This window comes from Carnobacterium inhibens subsp. inhibens DSM 13024 (assembly GCF_000746825.1).
GTDB classification, from domain to species: domain Bacteria; phylum Bacillota; class Bacilli; order Lactobacillales; family Carnobacteriaceae; genus Carnobacterium_B; species Carnobacterium_B inhibens.
Map to the genome: position 1 here is coordinate 1,336,305 of NZ_JQIV01000006.1, position 18,777 is coordinate 1,355,081.

Here is an 18,777-nt window from a genome sequence, read left to right on the forward strand (position 1 = left end):
ATTTCTTTGTTTAACGGCTTCTAGCTAACATATTCGATTTAAAATCTTGTCAATAGATTATTAAACGGGTTTTAGTTAAACTAACATAAAGAATGACTAAAAAATAATTTAGACAAACTATTGGAGGGATTCTTATAATTAGCAATAAGTGGTGGGAAAAAGCGATCATTTATCAAATTTATCCAAGAAGTTTTAAAGATACAACGAATAATGGCATTGGAGATATACGTGGAATAATGCAAAATTTACCCTATCTCCAACAATTAGGAGTTGATACACTGTGGGTTAATCCGGTCATTGAATCTGCACAAGAAGATTACGGGTATGATGTTTCTGATTACTATGCTATTGATCCGCTTTTCGGTACTATGGCTGAGGCTAAAGCGTTTATTAAAGAAGTACATAAACGTGGTATGAAAATCATTTTTGACTTTCCAATGAACCATACATCAGATCAACATTACTGGTTTCAAGAAGCACTTAAAGGACCTGATAATCCCTATCGAGATTTTTATATTTGGGCAGATGCTCCTGAAGATAAGGACTTTCCTAATAATTGGGCATCTAATTTTAGCGGATCTGCTTGGACAAAAGAACCGAATGGAAATCAATTCTACTTGCACTTATTTAAAGAGAGCATGCCTGATTTGAATTGGAGTAATCTAGCTGTTAGAAAAGCTATGCTGAGTGTTGCAAAATATTGGATAGATAATGGAATAGACGGCTTTCGATTTGATGCTTTTATCTATATTGATAAGCCTGAAGACTTACCTGATGATAAATCTGTTTCATCAGACGAATTTGGTTCAGGACAAAAAGTAACGGAATATGGGACAAACTTAAAAATTTATTTGCAGGAACTTATTAGCGAGCTGAAAAAACACAAAAAGGACCTTTTTATTATCGGAGAAGCAACCACAGCAGACAGCGATACTGCTTTAACGTATCTAGGTGCTGAAAACAACTTATTAGATGCTATTATTACTTTTACCTATTTTCCAGAAGTGGATGCTGAGAAAGATGCGCGTTTGCCTGCAAAAAAATTAGCAGGTCGTTTAGATAAGCAAAAGTTCAAAACAATCATGTCAGATTGGCAAAAAAAAGTAGCTGATAAAAAAGGCGCTATTCTTTATTGGAACAGTCACGACTCAGTAAGAGGTGTTTCACGGTTTGGTGATGATGAAGCATTTCGTGACAACAGCAGCAAAATGTTAGCAACTTTAATGTACCTTCAACAAGGCATACCTCTTATTTATTATGGAGAAGAAATAGGACAAAAAAACTTAGTCTATGAGGATATTGGAAAAATAGAAACTCCTGGAGTTGAGGATTTTTATACTAAAGCAAAAAAAATCGGTTATTCAGATGAATCCATTTTGTACCATTTAAATCATGTTGCAAAAGATGTAGCACGTGGCATTATGCAATGGGACAGCTCAAAATATGCTGGATTTTCTACAGTCAAACCTTGGATTGGTTGGTATCAGGAAGAAAAATACAACGTAGCCGATCAAGAGGCCGATTCAGACAGTATTTTAAACTACTACCGAAAATTGTTGTTTCTTAAGAAAGAAAGTCTATTTATCGATGGATCTTTCGATTTAAAAGATTCTAAAGAAACCTTGTACATCTACGAAAGATTACTTGAAGACCAAAAGGCTCTAATTTACTGTAATTTTTCTGATACTTCTGAAGTCGTACAAGTTGATCAAGAATTGCAAAAAAGTTGGTCCATTGCCATCCAAAACGACGGGAACTTGTTAGATGGAACGGCCTTAACTTTAGCTCCATTTGGCGCAATTGTGTTTCGAAAATAATTACTTTAATTATAAGCGTCAGTTTATTCTGAACCTATACTAGTTGGTGTTAATGAGTAAAACCATTAACACCTATTTTTGTTCTAAAATTTACCTCTTTTTAATATTTACTAAATTTTACTTGTATTTATTTACTAAATTAATTACACTAAGAATATCAAAACATTATTAAGGAGGATATACAAAATGAATTTAAACAACTTGAAAAAAAAATTCACCGAACTTTTTAAACAAACTGATATGGAAGCGTTTTTTTCTCCTGGGAGAATTAACTTGATTGGAGAACACACTGATTACAACGGTGGGAATGTTTTTCCATGCGCAATTACTTTAGGGACATACGGTTTAGCAGCAAAACGTGAGGATAAAACGCTTAACTTCTATTCTGAAAACTTTGCTGAATTAGGTATTATTTCTATTGATTTAGATAACTTAGAATACAATGCAGCAGATAGATGGACGAATTATCCTAAAGGAATGATCAAGTTTTTAAAAGAGTCTGGGTATGATATCAATCAAGGACTAGATATTCTTTATTACGGTAATATTCCAAATGGAGCAGGTCTTTCCTCCTCCGCTTCGATTGAATTATTGACAGGATTTATAGTACAAACACTGTTTGGTTTAGACATCGATCGATTAGAGTTGATTAAAACTGGTCAACGAGTGGAAAATGAATTTATTGGGGTCAATTCAGGTATTATGGATCAATTTGCAGTAGGTAAAGGCAAAAAAGATACAGCTATTTTACTAGACTGCAACACTTTAGACTATGAATTGATTCCAGTAGTGTTAGAAAACCATTCAATTGTTATTATGAATACTAAAAAAAGACGTGAATTAGCTGATTCTAAATATAATGAACGTCGCAGTGAATGTGATCAAGCATTAGCAGAATTACAAAAAGTTCTTACTATTTCTTCATTAGGAGAATTAGATGAACAAACTTTTGATCAGCATCAATCTATCCTTTCAAATGAAACCATTCTAAAAAGAGCACGTCATGCTGTAACTGAGAACCAAAGGACACTTAAGGCATCCGTAGCTTTAAAGGCTGGAAATTTGGAAGAGTTTGGGCAATTAATGAATGAATCACATATTTCCTTGAGAGATGATTATGAAGTAACTGGTCCGGAACTGGACATAATGGTTCAAGCTGCTTGGGATCAGCCTGGAATTTTAGGGGCTCGAATGACAGGCGCTGGTTTTGGTGGGTGTGCCATAGCAATCGTTGAGAACAATAAAATAGATGAATTTATTGACCAAGTTGGCAAACAATACCTAGATCAAATTGGTTACCCTGGCGAGTTTTATATTGCTCAAATCAGTGATGGTCCTAAATTGCTTGAGGAGGAATCAGTATGACAGTCTTAGTATTAGGAGGAGCCGGTTATATCGGTTCTCATGCCGTTGATCAATTAATTGATCAACAATATGACGTAGCAGTAGTGGATAATTTACAAACTGGACACCAAGTTGCAGTTCATAAAAAAGCTCGGTTTTATCAAGGGGACATTCGTGACAAAATTTTTATGGAATCTATTTTTGAAAAAGAGTCGATTGAAGGAGTTATGCACTTTGCAGCAAATTCTTTAGTCGGAGAGTCTATGCAACAACCCTTACAATACTTTAATAATAATGTTTATGGTACGCAGGTAATTTTAGAAACCATGCAGAAATTCGATGTTAAATCCATTGTCTTCTCTTCTTCAGCTGCTACATATGGCGAGCCAAAAGAAGTTCCAATTAAGGAAACTGCAGACACCAATCCTGAAAGTCCTTACGGTGAAACAAAATTGATGATGGAAAAGATATTGAAATGGTGCGACAAAGCTTATGATATGAAATTTGTTGCTTTACGGTATTTTAATGTAGCCGGAGCAAAATTAGATGGCAGCATTGGTGAAGATCATTCGCCAGAATCACATTTAGTGCCGCTTATTTTACAGACTGCTTTAGGCCAAAGAGACGAACTAACTATTTTTGGGGATGATTATGCTACATCAGACGGTACTTGTATCCGCGATTATGTCCATGTCGTCGATTTAGTTGAAGCACATATCTTAGCACTCAAGTATTTGAAAGCTGGAAATCAAAGCACTGTTTTTAATTTAGGCAGCAGTACCGGATTTTCGGTAAAAGAAATGTTGAATACTGCACGTGAAGTTACCGGAAGAGAGATTCCTGCGACAGTAACAACACGTCGAGCTGGTGATCCCAGCACATTAATTGCTTCAAGCGAGAAGGCAAAAACTATTTTAAATTGGAAACCTCAATATACAGATATGAAAGATATCATAGCATCAGCTTGGAATTGGCATAAAAACTCTCCTCATGGTTATACAGACACACACAATTAGAAAGGATGAATGTATATGATCGACCAATCAGTAACCGACTTTATTCAAATCGGTTATCAAAATCAAGAAATTCATCCGTTAGATGTTCTTCTTAAACAAAATCAATTGCTCGCCATGATTGGAAAACAGGCTTTAGATACAGATATAAAAGCTTCTATGCCATTACCAAATCGTTTGGAAATATTGGATACGCTAGTAGATTATGCTATTCAAGAAAATGTGATTAAAGATTTGGAATCTGAAAGAGACATATTATCCGCAAAAATTATGAATCTCATCACTCCTTTGCCTTCTGAAGTAAACTTGAAATTTTGGGATCTTTATCAAGAAAGCCCTAAATCTGCTACCAATTACTTTTATCACCTTAGTCGGGAAAATGACTATATTAAAACAAGGGCCATTGAAAAGAATATCGAATTTACCAAATCTACTATTTATGGTGATTTAGAGATTACGATCAATTTATCTAAACCAGAAAAAGACCCTAAACAGATAGCTTTGGCTAAAACAGCTCCTACTTCTTTCGGGTATCCTACTTGTCTATTATGTATGGAAAATGAAGGTTACGAGGGACATATAAATCATCCAGCTAGGAGCAATCATCGTATTGTCCGTTTAACTTTAAATCAAGAAAATTGGGGGCTGCAATATTCACCTTATGCTTATTATGAAGAGCATTGTATTTTCCTGTCACAAGAACATAAACCAATGAAACTAGAAAAAGCAACATTTGAGAAGCTTTTAAATATAGTAGAACAATTTCCACATTACTTCGTAGGGTCCAACGCTGATTTACCGATAGTTGGAGGCTCTATTCTTTCTCACGATCATTACCAAGGTGGCCAGCACACATTTGCAATGGCAAATGCAGCTACAGAGTATTCTTTTACATTAAAAGATACTCCTTCTGTAGAAGCTGGAATCGTCAAATGGCCAATGTCAGTCATCCGCCTAAGAAGCGCTAATCAAACAGAATTAATAACTGCTGCAAATCTTATTTTAGATCAGTGGCGCTTGTATTCAGATAAGTCAGTAGATATTTTAGCTCAGACAAACGGTGAACTTCATAATACGATTACGCCTATCGCAAGATATAAAGAAAAAAAATATGAATTAGACTTAGTATTGCGCAATAATCGTACATCACAGCAATATCCTGAAGGGATTTTCCATCCTCATCCTGATGTTCAACATATCAAAAAAGAAAATATTGGGCTGATTGAAGTAATGGGCTTAGCTATCTTACCCCCAAGGCTAAAAAAAGAACTTGTTGAAGTTGAGCACTACTTATTAGATGAACCTCATCAGTTTGACACTTCTCATCAAGATTGGGCTAATGAATTAAAAAGAACAAAAAAAATTACAACAGAAACGGTCGGAACAATCATTGAAGATGCCGTTGGATCTATTTTCCTGAGAGTACTAGAAGACGCCGGAGTGTATAAACAAACAGATGAAGGAAAAGCTGCTTTTAAACGATTTATCAATAGTTTTGCTCATTCAAAAGGAGGAGAAAAGAATGGACATTTCAAGTAAAGATTTTGGAGAACTTTCAGGTCAAGTTATTCAGGAATATACTTTGACGAATCAGCACGGTATATCCCTTTCTGCAATTAACTATGGAGCTGCCGTTACTTCCATTCAAATACCAGACAAGAATGGGCTATATCAAAATATCGTTTTAGGCTATACCAACTTAAATGAGTATGTATCTTATCGTCCTTACTATGGCGCAACTGTTGGAAGAGTTGCTGGACGTATTGATAAAGGCAAATTCACATTAGAAGGTAAAAACTATCAGCTTGAAACAAATGATAAAACCAACCATTCACATGGCGGTATAAATGGCTTCGATACAAAAATCTGGACTGTTAAAACAGAATCTACAGAAAACGAAGGACATCTGGTTTTTACCTATAATAGTCCACATGGTGAAAATGGTTATCCTGGAAATTTGACTGTAAAAGTTACTTATACTTTAAGAGAGTCTAATGAGTGGAAAATCAGTTATCAAGCTACAACAGATAAAACCACCCTATTTAATCCAACAAATCATGTGTATTTTAATTTATCGGGAGATCCAACAAAATCCATCAATCAACATACATTGGCTTTAACTAGCAAGTACTTTGCTGAACTAAAAGAAGATTACATTCCAACGGGTACCTTGTTGCCTGTAAAGGGTACACCCTTTGATTTTACAACTGCAGACACTGTAAACAAAGGTTTTGAGAGCACACATCCCCAAAACAAATTAGTTTCTGGATATGATCATCCTTTTGTTCTAGAACATCTTGCTGATAAACCTGAGGCCACCTTGTATGACCAAAAGAGCGGAAGGCGCGTTCAGATGGTGACAGATCGAGATGCTGTTGTTATCTTCGCCGTCAACACATTAGATGGGCGACACACTAATGAAGGAACATCTGAAGAACATTATGCAGGAATTACGTTAGAAGCTCAAAATTTACCAAATGCAATCAACCAAAAGGCCTTTGGTAAAGTGACCCTCTCACCTGATGAAATTTTTCAATCTGAAACAACTTACCGCTTTGATACAATGCTATAATAAAGAAAACAATAGCTTAAATGAAACAAGGAAAGAAAGTGGTGAGAAGATGGCAACAATTAAAGATATTGCCGAACAAGCAGGCGTTTCAAGCGCAACCGTTTCTCGTGTATTAAATTATGACAACACATTATCAGTAGGCGATGAAACAAAAAAACGTATTTTTGAAGTCGCTGAAGCGCTGGACTACACAAAATATCAAAAGAAAAAAGCAAAAAAACAAGGCAAGCTTGCCATCGTACAATGGTATACAGAAAAAGAAGAATTGGATGACCTGTATTATTTATCCATCCGTTTAGGTGTAGAAAAAAGAGCAGAAGAAATGAACTATGACATTATCCGTATTTTCCAGAATAACGATTTTGAAATGAATTCAGATATAGAAGGCATCATAGCGATTGGAAAATTTAGTGACTCTCAAGTAAATGAGCTTACTTCATGGACAGAAAATATTTGTTTTGTCGATTTTGATCAACTTCACCGCAAATTGGATTCGGTTGTCATCGATTTTGAGCAGGCAGTAACTTCTGTTTTAGATTATTTTTTTAAAAACGGGCATCAAACTATTGGTTTGATTGCTGGACAAGAAAATTTTGGTGATAAATCTAAACCTATCATCGATAAACGAACCACTATTTTCGAGAATTACATGAATCAAGTTGGAATATATCAGGAAAAATATGTATTCACCGGGGCATTTAATGTTACAGCTGGTCAAGAATTAATGAAAAAAGCGATTGAAACCTTAAAAGATGATTTACCAGATGCCTTTTTTGTTTCAAATGACTCAATGGCTATCGGTTGTTTAAGAGCATTGCAAGAAGCCGGTATCTCCGTACCTGAACGAGTTAGCATCATTGGGTTCAATGATATAAGCGTAGCCAAATATATCTACCCTACATTGAGTACAGTAAAAGTGTATACCGAGTTAATGGGAGAAACGGGCTTTGATTTGTGGTTGGATAAAGTCACAAGCGAAAGAACAGTCGCAAAAAAAATCACCTTATCAACAGACTTAGTGTTGCGTGAGAGTACTCGATCTACTCACTAACCAAAAAGGTACCGTCTCAGGATACATTTATATCCTAAGACGGTACCTTTTTACTTGTTTCTTTTCTTACCCTTCCAAAATCACCCTTGACTCTTCTCTTTCTTCATCTTCTATTTCAATTATGAGTAACCTTACATATATAGAATAACAAGGTTAGGTACGTTTGTTTAATGGAAGCAAAAAGACTCTAAAGCGATTCACTTTAGAGTCCTTTCTTCTTTACTTACCTATTGTTTTAACGTTTAATTCCTAAAATATCTTCTTTCGCATGAATTAATTGCGTAATTTGTTTGCTATATGGTGCTTCAAAACCTTTAAGCTCTGATTCTTTTGCTACCACACCATTCAAAAAGTCAATTTCAGTTGGACGTTTATTCTTTAAATCTTGGTGCATTGATGGATAATGCCCGCCAACCTTTTCAGCAGTTGCCTTCAAGTAATTGACAGTTTCTTCAACGTCTAATCTTACGCCTTCCGTTTCTGCTACACGAGAAAATTCACTAACAATTCCTCGATTTAATTCGTCGATTTGAGCAGTTTCAAATAGTTCTTTGATATTGCAATCCAGTATAGAACAAAGTGCATTCATTGTTCCATTAACACAAGCTTTTCTCCAAGTTGTAAAATGAACATCTGGACTGTATACACCGTTTAGTCCACAATCTGCCATCATCTTAACAACTTGACGTGCGCCTTCTTCTTCATTCTCATCACTATTTTGAACTTCAACAGGGCCTTCTCCCATAAAATGTGTTTTCCCAGGAGCGTCTAGACCGCCTGTCCACACTGTTGTTCCCATAATGATATTCTTTTTAGGAATATATTCAGAAATGGTATTCGCGTGTCCTAAACCATTTAATAAGCAAACTACTTTTGTATCTTCCGTTAATATATGTTTGATTTCTTCTAACATATGTCTTAAACCCATTGATTTAGTAAAGATAAAAATAGTGTCAAATGTATCAGTGATTTCTTCCGGTTTACCGATTGGAATAATGATAGTATCTTCTTTGCCATTTACTGTAACTGACAATCCGTTTTCTTTAATGGCGTTGATATGATCTTCCCAAAAATCTAATAATGTAACATCATTTCCGCCTTTTTGCATCATATAACCAAAACCGCATCCTAAAGCTCCTGAACCAGCAATTGCTATTTTCATTTTTAAAATTCCTCCAATTTAATTTAATGTATCTTTTATTTTAGTTTGAAGCGGGGATAAATTTAAAGATTTCATCATTGTAAACATGTAAGAACTTGCTGCATACCAAGTCAATAATATATCCACCAACAAAAGGAATTACGAAATAGGCTAATAAAACATTTACTAACCCAGTTCCCATGTTGAAAGCTTGAATAGGTCCAACTAGTCCAACGATCCCAAATCCAGCTGTTTGCGGAGTTCCCTGAATCGTAAGAACATAAACCCCTATACCTGAAACAATAGCATTAAGTATGACAGGGATCATAATTTTTGGATACTTAATTAAGTTAGGAATCATCATTTTCATAGCACCAAGTAAGATAGCTAAAGTTGTTCCTGATTGATTAATTCGGATAGAGCCGATAACAAGAATAGCTGTACAAGCTGTTACTCCTACTGCTGCAGCTCCAGCTCCTAAACCAGATACTCCAATAGCAATTCCAATCGCTACTGTTGAAATCGGTGAAATAATTAATACTGAGAAAGCAACAGAGATCAAAATAGCCATCACTAAGGGTTGAAGAGAAGTAAAGCTATTGATCAAATCCCCGATTGTAGAAGTAATGATCCCAACATAAGGCAACATGATCAAACCAATTGTTCCTACCCCAACACCAACAATAATCGGCATTAAAATTAATGTCAATGATCCTAATTTTCCTTGCAGCAAACGTGTAACAAAAACTGCAATAGCAGAAACAAGCATAACATTAATCAAGTCTCCGATTCCAACTAATTGAACGCCAGTTTCAGTAACTTTATAAGCGCCAGATCCTAAGAATGTTGCTGCTCCAATAATGACACTTTCCATTCCATTCATTTTAAACTGTAAAGCTACAAGCACACCAATAATAGCGGGTGTAATAAATTGCATAATCGTAACCACACTTGATAGCAGTACAAATATAGATCCGTAAGGTATAAGAGCTTTGAATACAGACCCTAGTATCGCATTGGCAATCAATCCAATAACAATACCTGATGCCGTTCCTCCTAGAACCTTATTTAGATAATCTTTACTCGTATATTTTACTGTATCTCCCATTAAACTCAACCTTTCTTGTTTTATTAAATGAATAATTAATCCTTTTTTTGAATTAGTTCAATTATTCACTAATATTTTCTACTAGTTAAATTTATCACAATATGTTTTTTATTTCAACCCAAATATCATTTTCTCATTTTTCACTCATCTATCCTTTAGTGTTGCTTATTAGTATCTCTTTGAAAATAATAGTTCCTATTTTTATATATAGGGTATACAAACTTTAAATAAATAGGTCTATTATTTTAAAAACGACAAACGATTTCAAATTCAATTTTAATTTTCTCATGCATCACTTATTATTTTGATCAATTATTAACAAGAAGGATTAAATATTTTTGAAAAAATAAATAAAAAAGTTTCATCCCAACATTTTTGTGCATAAAATCCTTTTATCACTTTTGCAGTAATTAAAAGGATAAAAACTCACACGGCTTTTAAAAGCCGTGTGAGTTTTTATAAAGTCCATACTCTGTTGTGCGTAAGTTTATTTAGTTTAATGATAATTACTTTATCTAGTTAAATAGTCTTCTAGTTCCTCTGAGACACCATAGTGATGCTGTAAATCCTTGAAAGTCTCAGGGGGGAAACCATAAGTTTCTTCATACATTTTTATCATTAGTTGTCCCGAAAAAATATTGGCTTCTCTTTCAAGTGTGCCTTTTCCATTTCTTTGGGTCGTATAGTAGGCACTAAGGTGTTCATGTTCAATCGCATGATACAACTCATGGGCCAATACAAAAAAACGTTCATTTTTTTCTATTAATTGTTCATTCAATAAAATAATTGTTTCATCTTTAAAGCGTACCGTTTCCCCTTTTGGAGTCTCGCCGAAAGGCACGTAAAGAACATCTATCCCTTTATTTTCCGCTAAAACAAATGGATCATACGTTTTAAATTCTTTATACAATTGTTGGATCAAGTCATACCACTTTTCAAACATTTAATCCCTTCTTTTTTTCATTCTATCCCAAAAAACAGCGGCCAAAACATCTTGTACGCGTTGTTTGTCTTCTTCTGTTAAATCTTCTCCGCCATAAGCCATGTGAACGTTATTATTCAGCATTTCTTCTAAGTCAATCAAATCTTCAGGCGTCGCCCAATTTGGAACATCACGACCTAACAAATAATCGGTTGACACTTGAAAATAATCAGCTAATTTATTAAGAGTCTTGTTATCCGGTTCTCTGGTTCCTTGCTCATAATTAGCATACGTTGTGCGAGCAATTTCCAGGACGCCAGCCATATCTTCTTGTGTTAGTTTTTTTTCTTTTCGTAATTCCCTCAATTTATAGATATCCATAGTACACCTCTATTACTATTTTCTATCTTTATATTACACGATTTGAGACAAAATTAAAACAATATTACATCGTTCGAGTATATATTATTGACTAATTTATAAACGAACTGTATCATTAATTTACACGATACGAGTATAAAACTAAATTAAAGACTATTTAAATGCATATCACTTTTTAAAAATACTCATTTAGTGTAATTAAATAAAGGAGTGAAGTTATGGATCTTTCATTTTTTATTTTTTTCTATACGATTATTAATCCTTATTTTGATTCCTATATCTATTTGTTTATTCTTACTATTTTAGTTGATTTTTTCACTGATTTTATCAATTTTTGCTTGTCTAATAAGTCTGTAAAATTTACTCAAATCTTTAGTGTTAAACGATTGCTAAAAGATGGGCTCGTGATACTGCTTGTATTAATATTTTATATTTATTTTTCTATATTTGAATTTGATTCTTACGCTCAACTCCTGATTTCTTTTTATATTGCTCATTATGGACTTTCTATCCTTGAAAATCTAAATGCTATAGGAATACCAGTTCCTGAATTTATAAAAAAGAACATAAATAAATTTAAATAGTCCAATTTTTTAAAACTCTTGACCTTTACGTTGCGTGAAGGTTTACAATCAATATAAATCAAGCTGATTAGAAAGGAGGATTAGTAGTGGAATATACAATAAATGCTTTAAGTCGCATAGCTGGCGTGAGCAATCGAACACTTCGCTATTACGATGAAATTGGTTTGTTGGCACCTAAACGAAAAAATTCTAATGGCTACCGTATATACGGTAAGCAAGAAATTGAAAAACTGCAACAAATTTTATTTTACCGTAATTTGGAAATGCCTTTAGATAATATCAAGCAAATACTAAATGATGTTCATTTTGATAGTGAGAAAGCTTTAATGGACCACCGTCAACGTTTACTAGCTAAAAAAGCACAAATTGACCAATTACTAAAAACAATTGACAAAACATTAGCAAATAAGAGAGGAGACCTCCAAATGTCTGACAAAGAAAAATTTGAAGGATTTAAAGAAGAGTTGCTGAAAAAAAATGAAACTCAATATGGTACAGAAATTCGAGAAAAGTATGGCGCTGAAACCATTAAAAAAACCAATCAAAAATTTGCTGGTTTAAGCCAAGAAGATTACAATAAAATGCAAGACTTGTCCGCTAAAATACTAGAAGATTTAAAAATAGCCAGGCAAACAAACGACCCTGCTAGCAAAGAAGCTTTACAAGTAGCCCAAATCCACAAAGAATGGTTGTCTTTCACTTGGCCAAGCTACTCAAAAGAAGCACATCGAGGATTGGCACAAATGTACGTGGATGACCCAAGATTCACCAGCTATTACGACGAATCAGCAGGAAATGGAGCTGCAAAATTTTTGCGAGATGCTATCTTTAACTTTTTGAACTAAATAATCAAAAAAGAATTCTTATCTTTTCAGGAATTCTTTTTTGATTTTTCCACCCATACCAATCGATAATTGTTTCATTTTTATTTTGATTTTTAAAAAATAAAATAGGTTCTTTTATTTTTCTATTGATTTTGCTACACTAACAGAAACAATAAGTAGCTCTAAAAAAATAGACACTAAAGGGGAAATCTATTTGGACAGAAAGTATATAAAAAAACTTGCAAGAGACACCATTAAGCATCACTTTACCACTATACTATTGATCACTATCATTCCTATTTTACTCGACATTTATGGAGTAATATCAGAAGATGACGGTCTACGTATTTTACCTAGTTTTATTCTTTCACTGATTGTCAGTATACTTGCTTCATCTATTTCACCCTTTATTAATAAATTAATTTTAAAAATTAATCGACATCAACCGATTTCTTTTCAAAAAGACCTATTAGAAGCCTTCAAAACTGATGGTAATCGTTATGTGTTAACTATGTGGCTTAGAGAAATTTCAATCTTTTTTTGGTCGCTTCTCTTAATTATACCAGGTATCTATAAAGCTTATTCTTATTCTCTCGTCTCTTACTTATTAGTAGATAATGCTGATTTCAGCTATAAAGAAGCCCTTTCTAAAAGCGAAGAATTAATGGAAGGCTTCAAGATGGATTGGTTTATTATGGATCTATCGTTTTTACTTTGGGATATCTTAGCACTATTTACATTTGGTATACCTTATATATGGGTAACACCCTACAAATGGGTCACTTATGCTCGTTTTTATGAAGAACGTATAAATGCTTCAGTTAGTGTTAAGCATTTTGTAGCATAGGAATAATTTATCTGATGTTAAAATATTCTTAGAGCTTAGCCAACTAACTAAAACGAAAGCACTTTTACTATTTCTTTCTACATAAAAAATAAAAATAAATAAAGAAAGAGCTAAACTTCCAAATTGAAGGTTTAGCTCTTTCTTATTTAAATTTGTAAATACGTTTATTTTTAATTATATTTCAACTTTATTATTATTTAAATAGCTGAATTTTCTTTAGCTTGATCTTCCTCAGCTTTTTTCGCAGCTTGTAGGTCTGCTATTTTAACAAAAGGCGCATAGATAACAACAGAAATAACTAAGTTGATTGCAGCTAACACTCCACCTGCAATGCTTTGTGTGGCTAAAATTCCACCAATGATCGGAGGAGTTACCCATGGCGGCATGGTTACTGCTGCAGGGACCAAACCAAACTTCGTCGCTGTATAAGCTACAAGAACCAAAACAACTGGTGTTAAAATAAATGGAATGAACAAAATTGGATTCAATACAATTGGCAATCCAAACATCATAGGTTCATTGATGTTAAAAATTCCTGGAGCTGTGCTTAAGCCTGTTATGACTTTATAAGCTTTATTGCGACGAGCTAAAATCAAGATAGCAATAATCAGACCTAATGTTGCTCCTGTTCCACCTAAGTTAACAAAAGAATCAAAGAATGGTTTATTAACAATATAAGGTGCAACATCTCCATTTGTCACAGCTGCCATATTTGCTTCAATAGCTGGTGCATTAATCGTTTGCATCAACGGTTCAACCATATTGGCTCCATGTAGACCAAAGAACCATAAGAATGGTGTAATAAAAGCTAACAGAAGTGCTGAAGGTAATGTATTCGCTAATCCCATAAATGGTTGTTGGACTAAATCGTAAAATGAAGTTACGATATCTGTTATGCCAAATCCAATAAAGATCGTACAGATTAAACCAAATATACTGATCGTGATCATGGCTGGAAGCATAGCTGCAAATGATTTTGCTACTGCTGGAGGAACACCTTCAGGCATCTTGACAACTAATTTATCATTTCCAGATAAACGCGAGAAAATTTCAGCAGAAACCAACCCAACGATCAAGGCAATAAATAGTCCATTTGAAGACATCCCTGTTAATCCGCCTAGCGCAAAGAAAGACGCTACAGAAACAACTCCAGCAGCTACTCCATCTTTATCATAATCCTTAGCTAAGTTGTGTGCCACAAGGAATGCAATTAGAACAGATAAAATACCAAACGTTCCATTCCAGACATTTCCTCCAAAAGATTTCCATAACTCTTCTCCAAAAATATTATTCATAAAATTTTGATATACTGGGATAGGTAAATTATTGACCAAAAGTACTAATGATCCTAAAATCATTAGCGGCATTGTGACAATAAAAGAATCCCGGATAGCCACTAAGTGACGTTGTGCTCCAATTTTTGAAGCGCGTGGAATAAAGTGTTTTTCCATAAAATCGATAAAACCGTTCATTGATAATTCCTCCTTATGCATCTTTTAATGGTTACTTTAAAATAATAAGTCCTTTAACTAACTTTTTGGTATAGTTTGGAATTTAAATTTTTGCCATGGCTTAATCAAGTCCAATAATACCATTTCACTTTCTACTACTCGCCCAACGACATTTGATTTACCAGAATTTTGCATTGGCAACCGTGCTAATTGCAACTCTCCGGCATAGCGTTCATAAAGCGAACTTTCAATAATAATATCCCCCCTTTCAATAATACTTGGTGTATTAAATACCGGAAAATCGACACCACTATAGTTAACACGGCTTTGTGTTGAACGAATGACATAATCCGACACATCTCCACGGTTGAAATGAAATTCTTCCAACACAATTTTTTGTTCTGTTTCTGGAATATCTTCAACCAATTCAACATTTAAGGTCAATTGGTATGGATTAATTGTACTTAATGCTTTTAATTCCTCTTCAGAAGCAAAAGCATTACCAATGATCACATCATCGATCACATCCGTTGCCCAAAGGTGTTTGGCTTGGACGGCTATCGGCCACTCTCGATGCATTTCTAATGTGCACAATCCTTCACTGACTGGCCAAGGACCGATAGTGGCTTTTTGTGAACTAACAAAAGCCGCTGTTCGAATGCCTTTGTTTTTGTATTGCTTAGAGGTTTCTATAAAATGTTCATAACCTAGACCGGTGTAACGATGCGGATAAAAGTTATGACAACCTAATAAGTTCTCCGCATTAGCCTGATAGCTCAAAATATTTTCCAAATAACGCGTACCATTACTAATATTCAATTCGATTTTTAACCCTTGTGGATTAAATGTCATAATCGATTCTTCATTCCCTGTAAATCCTAAGTCTAGTCGAATTCCATCTGCTCCAATTTCTTTAAAAAATGTCAAATCGTCGTAACTGATGCCAAGATCGTTAAAGACAGAAGGACTGACATCAACAATTACTTCCATGCCATACTTCTTGGCAAAGCTGATCATTTCAGTGAACTCATCTACGACGGTTTGTTTATCTCCTTCAACGGATAACAAACAACTAAAAATACGTTTAAATCCATAGCTAGAAGCTAGTTTTATATATTCTTTAATATCTGCTAAATTACTGTGATTTGGGTAAACTGAAATTCCTAATTTTCTCATCATTTATTCTGCTCCTTTTTTCAACTTAAAAATAATCATAAAAGCTTGGATAACCTTTTGGCAAAGCATTACTCCATTGATTGATAGTCTTATCCGATCCACTAGCTTCTTTACGGAAAACATACCAATCTAGCGAATGGTAACCAACCATTAAGGCAGATAGTTTTCCAATATCCATTGTTAACATTGCTTCATTTTTTGGTGTTTTAACAATCGTTACTTGTCCTTCATGCTCAATTTTAAAGACTTGATTGTTCCATTCTGCTTGCTTGTCTTGAACATTCAGATACAGCGGCTCATCGATTTTTTCAAAAGGATAAGAACATAAGAAGCGTTCCACATCAATAATTCGAATCATTTTATCTTGTACAATTTGCTGTTGAAACTGCGGGTTTAAAAAAGCGGTTCCAAACGACTCTTGATTTGAAGCTTCTCCAATAATTTTTTCAACTTCTGCTGTATGTGATTGAATGAATTGCCACAGATTCTGTTGGCTTTCATAATTTATGGCATTAAAATCTAACAGTTCCAATGTTAAGTTTTGAATGTTATAACGAATGTATCCCATAACCTTTCCTAATTCATCTGTATATACTGCAAAGGAAGTACCAGATGTACGACGCAACAAGCGTTGCCACCAATCATCTTCTCGAATCAATCGCCCATTTTGAATAGCTATTTGTTCATTGTAAAATGTTTTTATCTTACTGAACCAATGATCAAAATCTGGATTTAATTCGTCAATTCGATGAATGTTCCCTATTGTTTTTCCTGAGGGAACCAATTGCTGAGCTGGCAATTCATACTGCACTTTATCAAAAAATAATTCCCAACCGAAATGACGATAAAAAGAAACAGAAAAAGGACTTAATACCGATAACAGTTGCCCTCTTTCACGCATTGTCTCTAATGAGCGTAATAATACTTGCTTCATGATGCCTGCATTTCGATATTCAGGATAAGTTGACACAAAACCAATGCCTCCCATATCATAAGGAACCCCAAAAACAGTCATCTGAAGCGACAAAATAATTAATTGTGAAACGAGCTCTTCTTGGTCGAAAGCTCCCTGAATAGTACTGACGTTGACCCAATGCATAAAATCCTCTAATCGCTTGCCTTCATAAGCTGGACGAAAACAATAATTTTTCAATTTGAGGACTTTTTTATAATCGTTTGATTGAACAATTTGATAAGTAATCATCTTACACCTCCATGATATATGACCTACCTTAATAATTTATTCTTATATTATTAAATCCTTAATTTGGTTTAGAATAACTTCGTCAACAATAGTGCTGCTGCTCCTAAAACGGTTGCATCATCTCCTACCCTAGACAATGTGATTAATGTATTCTTCCTTGCTTTTTCTGTTAAGGCTCGTTGTTGAATAGTAGCTAAGATACTCGGCATCAAAAAATCATGACTTTTCATCACACCACCACCAAGAACAATCTTCTCTGGATTTACAGCATGAATCAGATTAACAATCCCAATCCCAATCAAGACTCCAATTTCTTCTAATACTTTTTGATAGGCTGTATGACCTTTTAAAGCGAATGCATAAACTTTCTCTCCGGTCAGATCGTCTGGTGCATCTGGTATTTGTTTTTTTGCTCTGCGAACGATAGCGTCTCCAGTTACAAATGTTTCGAAGCATCCCTGATTGCCGCAACTGCATTTTTCTCCATCTAAAGAAATCGTCATATGACCAATTTCACCTGCAATTTCTTGTGCCCCATACCGTAATTTCCCTTCCTCTATGATTCCTGAACCAACTCCGCGACCAATATTTACAACTGCAAAAGATTTTAATAAACCATAATCGCCAAACCAATATTCTCCCAGTGCCATTGCTCGAGAATTATTTTCAACAATTACTTGAAGATCAAAAGTATTTTCCAATACCTCTTTTATATGAACATTTCTTAATCCCGAATTGGCTGAATATAAAGAAATACCTGCAGCAACATCCACCACACCATGCATGGCAATACCTATACCAAATATTTTACTTCCCTCAACACCCATCTCCTTTATAACAAGTTGAATAGCTTGAATCAGTACAGCTAGGAAACTATCTATGGTCGTATGTGCTTGAAGCGGCAATTCTGATCGCACCAGAATCGTCCCAACTAAATCACTCACACATGCTTTTATTGAATCTGATCCAGCATCTACGCCAATCACGTAATGATCATTTCTATTCAATAAAAGCATAGTCGGTTTTCTTCCACCTTGAGATTCTCCTAAAATACTTTCTACCACTAACTTTTCATCCATCAATTCTTTCACGATACTACTGACAGTTGGTGGTGTTATACCTGTGACTTTTGCAATCTCAGCTCTGGATATAGGACCCGACTGCCTAATTTTATTTAAGACCGTTGATTTGTTCACGGATTTCATCAGCTGAAAGGTTCCTCGAACCATTCCTACATCTCCTTTATACAACAATATTCATTAAATTTCTTTACTTAATTAATTTAATTAACTAAGTAAAGAAAAAAATATTCAATTTACGCTAACCAATTTTTCAAAAGCTT

Annotated in this window: 17 protein-coding genes; 9 read left to right on the forward strand and 8 right to left on the reverse strand. The window is 34.5% G+C overall.

Annotation, left to right across the window (positions count from 1 at the left end; all coding sequences use genetic code 11):
- The first annotated feature begins 176 nt into the window (after positions 1-176).
- The 6 genes from BR65_RS07510 (at position 177) to BR65_RS07535 (ending at position 7,797) form a co-directional block, all read left to right on the forward strand.
- Positions 177-1,817, forward strand: a complete 1,641-nt coding sequence (locus BR65_RS07510; RefSeq protein WP_280512917.1) for an alpha-glucosidase — start codon at positions 177-179, stop codon at positions 1,815-1,817.
- Between the two features lie 186 nt (positions 1,818-2,003).
- Complete coding sequence (locus BR65_RS07515) at positions 2,004-3,182, forward strand: galactokinase (protein WP_034537640.1); 1,179 nt, start codon at positions 2,004-2,006, stop codon at positions 3,180-3,182.
- Positions 3,179-4,177: a UDP-glucose 4-epimerase GalE gene (galE, locus tag BR65_RS07520; protein WP_034537641.1), complete on the forward strand. Its 999-nt coding sequence runs from the start codon at positions 3,179-3,181 to the stop codon at positions 4,175-4,177. Before BR65_RS07515 ends, galE begins: the two co-directional genes overlap by 4 nt.
- Before the next feature lie 15 nt (positions 4,178-4,192).
- The gene (galT, locus tag BR65_RS07525) at positions 4,193-5,713 is read left to right on the forward strand and encodes a UDP-glucose--hexose-1-phosphate uridylyltransferase (RefSeq protein ID WP_034537642.1); all 1,521 of its coding nucleotides are present in this window, start codon (positions 4,193-4,195) and stop codon (positions 5,711-5,713) included.
- Complete coding sequence (locus BR65_RS07530; protein WP_034537644.1) at positions 5,697-6,746, forward strand: aldose epimerase family protein; 1,050 nt, start codon at positions 5,697-5,699, stop codon at positions 6,744-6,746. Before galT ends, BR65_RS07530 begins: the two co-directional genes overlap by 17 nt.
- A gap of 49 nt (positions 6,747-6,795) precedes the next feature.
- Positions 6,796-7,797: a LacI family DNA-binding transcriptional regulator gene (locus BR65_RS07535; RefSeq protein WP_023179254.1), complete on the forward strand. Its 1,002-nt coding sequence runs from the start codon at positions 6,796-6,798 to the stop codon at positions 7,795-7,797.
- Positions 7,798-8,032: 235 nt separating this feature from the next.
- Here BR65_RS07535 and BR65_RS07540 read toward each other — a convergent pair whose 3' ends face one another.
- From BR65_RS07540 to BR65_RS07555, 4 genes are all read right to left on the reverse strand, one after another.
- Positions 8,033-8,959, reverse strand: a complete 927-nt coding sequence (locus tag BR65_RS07540) for a 2-dehydropantoate 2-reductase (protein ID WP_034537645.1) — start codon at positions 8,957-8,959, stop codon at positions 8,033-8,035.
- A 40-nt stretch (positions 8,960-8,999) separates the two neighbouring features.
- A complete protein-coding gene (locus BR65_RS07545) occupies positions 9,000-10,046 on the reverse strand; it encodes a PTS sugar transporter subunit IIC (RefSeq protein WP_034537647.1) in 1,047 nt (348 codons plus the stop codon).
- 511 nt (positions 10,047-10,557) lie between these two features.
- On the reverse strand, positions 10,558-10,989 hold the full coding sequence (locus BR65_RS07550; protein WP_034537648.1) for an ImmA/IrrE family metallo-endopeptidase: 432 nt from the start codon (positions 10,987-10,989) through the stop codon (positions 10,558-10,560).
- The gene (locus tag BR65_RS07555) at positions 10,990-11,349 is read right to left on the reverse strand and encodes a helix-turn-helix domain-containing protein (RefSeq protein WP_034537651.1); all 360 of its coding nucleotides are present in this window, start codon (positions 11,347-11,349) and stop codon (positions 10,990-10,992) included.
- Positions 11,350-11,567: 218 nt separating this feature from the next.
- Here BR65_RS07555 and BR65_RS14220 point away from each other — a divergent pair, with 218 nt between their 5' ends.
- The 3 genes from BR65_RS14220 to BR65_RS07570 all read left to right on the forward strand — a co-directional run bounded on the left by BR65_RS14220 (position 11,568) and on the right by BR65_RS07570 (position 13,604).
- Entirely contained in the window at positions 11,568-11,933 is a 366-nt protein-coding gene (locus BR65_RS14220) for a phage holin family protein (protein ID WP_051932698.1), read from the forward strand.
- 86 nt (positions 11,934-12,019) lie between these two features.
- On the forward strand, positions 12,020-12,778 hold the full coding sequence (locus BR65_RS07565; RefSeq protein WP_034537652.1) for a MerR family transcriptional regulator: 759 nt from the start codon (positions 12,020-12,022) through the stop codon (positions 12,776-12,778).
- A 193-nt stretch (positions 12,779-12,971) separates the two neighbouring features.
- Positions 12,972-13,604 carry a DUF975 family protein gene (locus BR65_RS07570; RefSeq protein ID WP_034537653.1) on the forward strand — a complete coding sequence of 211 codons (633 nt, stop codon included), beginning with the start codon at positions 12,972-12,974 and terminating at the stop codon, positions 13,602-13,604.
- 197 nt (positions 13,605-13,801) lie between these two features.
- Here BR65_RS07570 and BR65_RS07575 read toward each other — a convergent pair whose 3' ends face one another.
- The 4 genes from BR65_RS07575 to BR65_RS07590 form a co-directional block, all read right to left on the reverse strand.
- Entirely contained in the window at positions 13,802-15,076 is a 1,275-nt protein-coding gene (locus BR65_RS07575; RefSeq protein ID WP_034537654.1) for a PTS sugar transporter subunit IIC, read from the reverse strand.
- Positions 15,077-15,133: 57 nt separating this feature from the next.
- Positions 15,134-16,231 (reverse strand): DUF871 domain-containing protein, encoded by a 1,098-nt coding sequence (locus BR65_RS07580; RefSeq protein WP_034538697.1) that lies wholly within the window; start codon positions 16,229-16,231, stop codon positions 15,134-15,136.
- Between the two features lie 25 nt (positions 16,232-16,256).
- Positions 16,257-17,435 (reverse strand): GNAT family N-acetyltransferase, encoded by a 1,179-nt coding sequence (locus tag BR65_RS07585; protein WP_034537655.1) that lies wholly within the window; start codon positions 17,433-17,435, stop codon positions 16,257-16,259.
- 68 nt (positions 17,436-17,503) lie between these two features.
- Positions 17,504-18,664: an ROK family transcriptional regulator gene (locus BR65_RS07590; protein ID WP_034537658.1), complete on the reverse strand. Its 1,161-nt coding sequence runs from the start codon at positions 18,662-18,664 to the stop codon at positions 17,504-17,506.
- Positions 18,665-18,777: the final 113 nt, after the last annotated feature.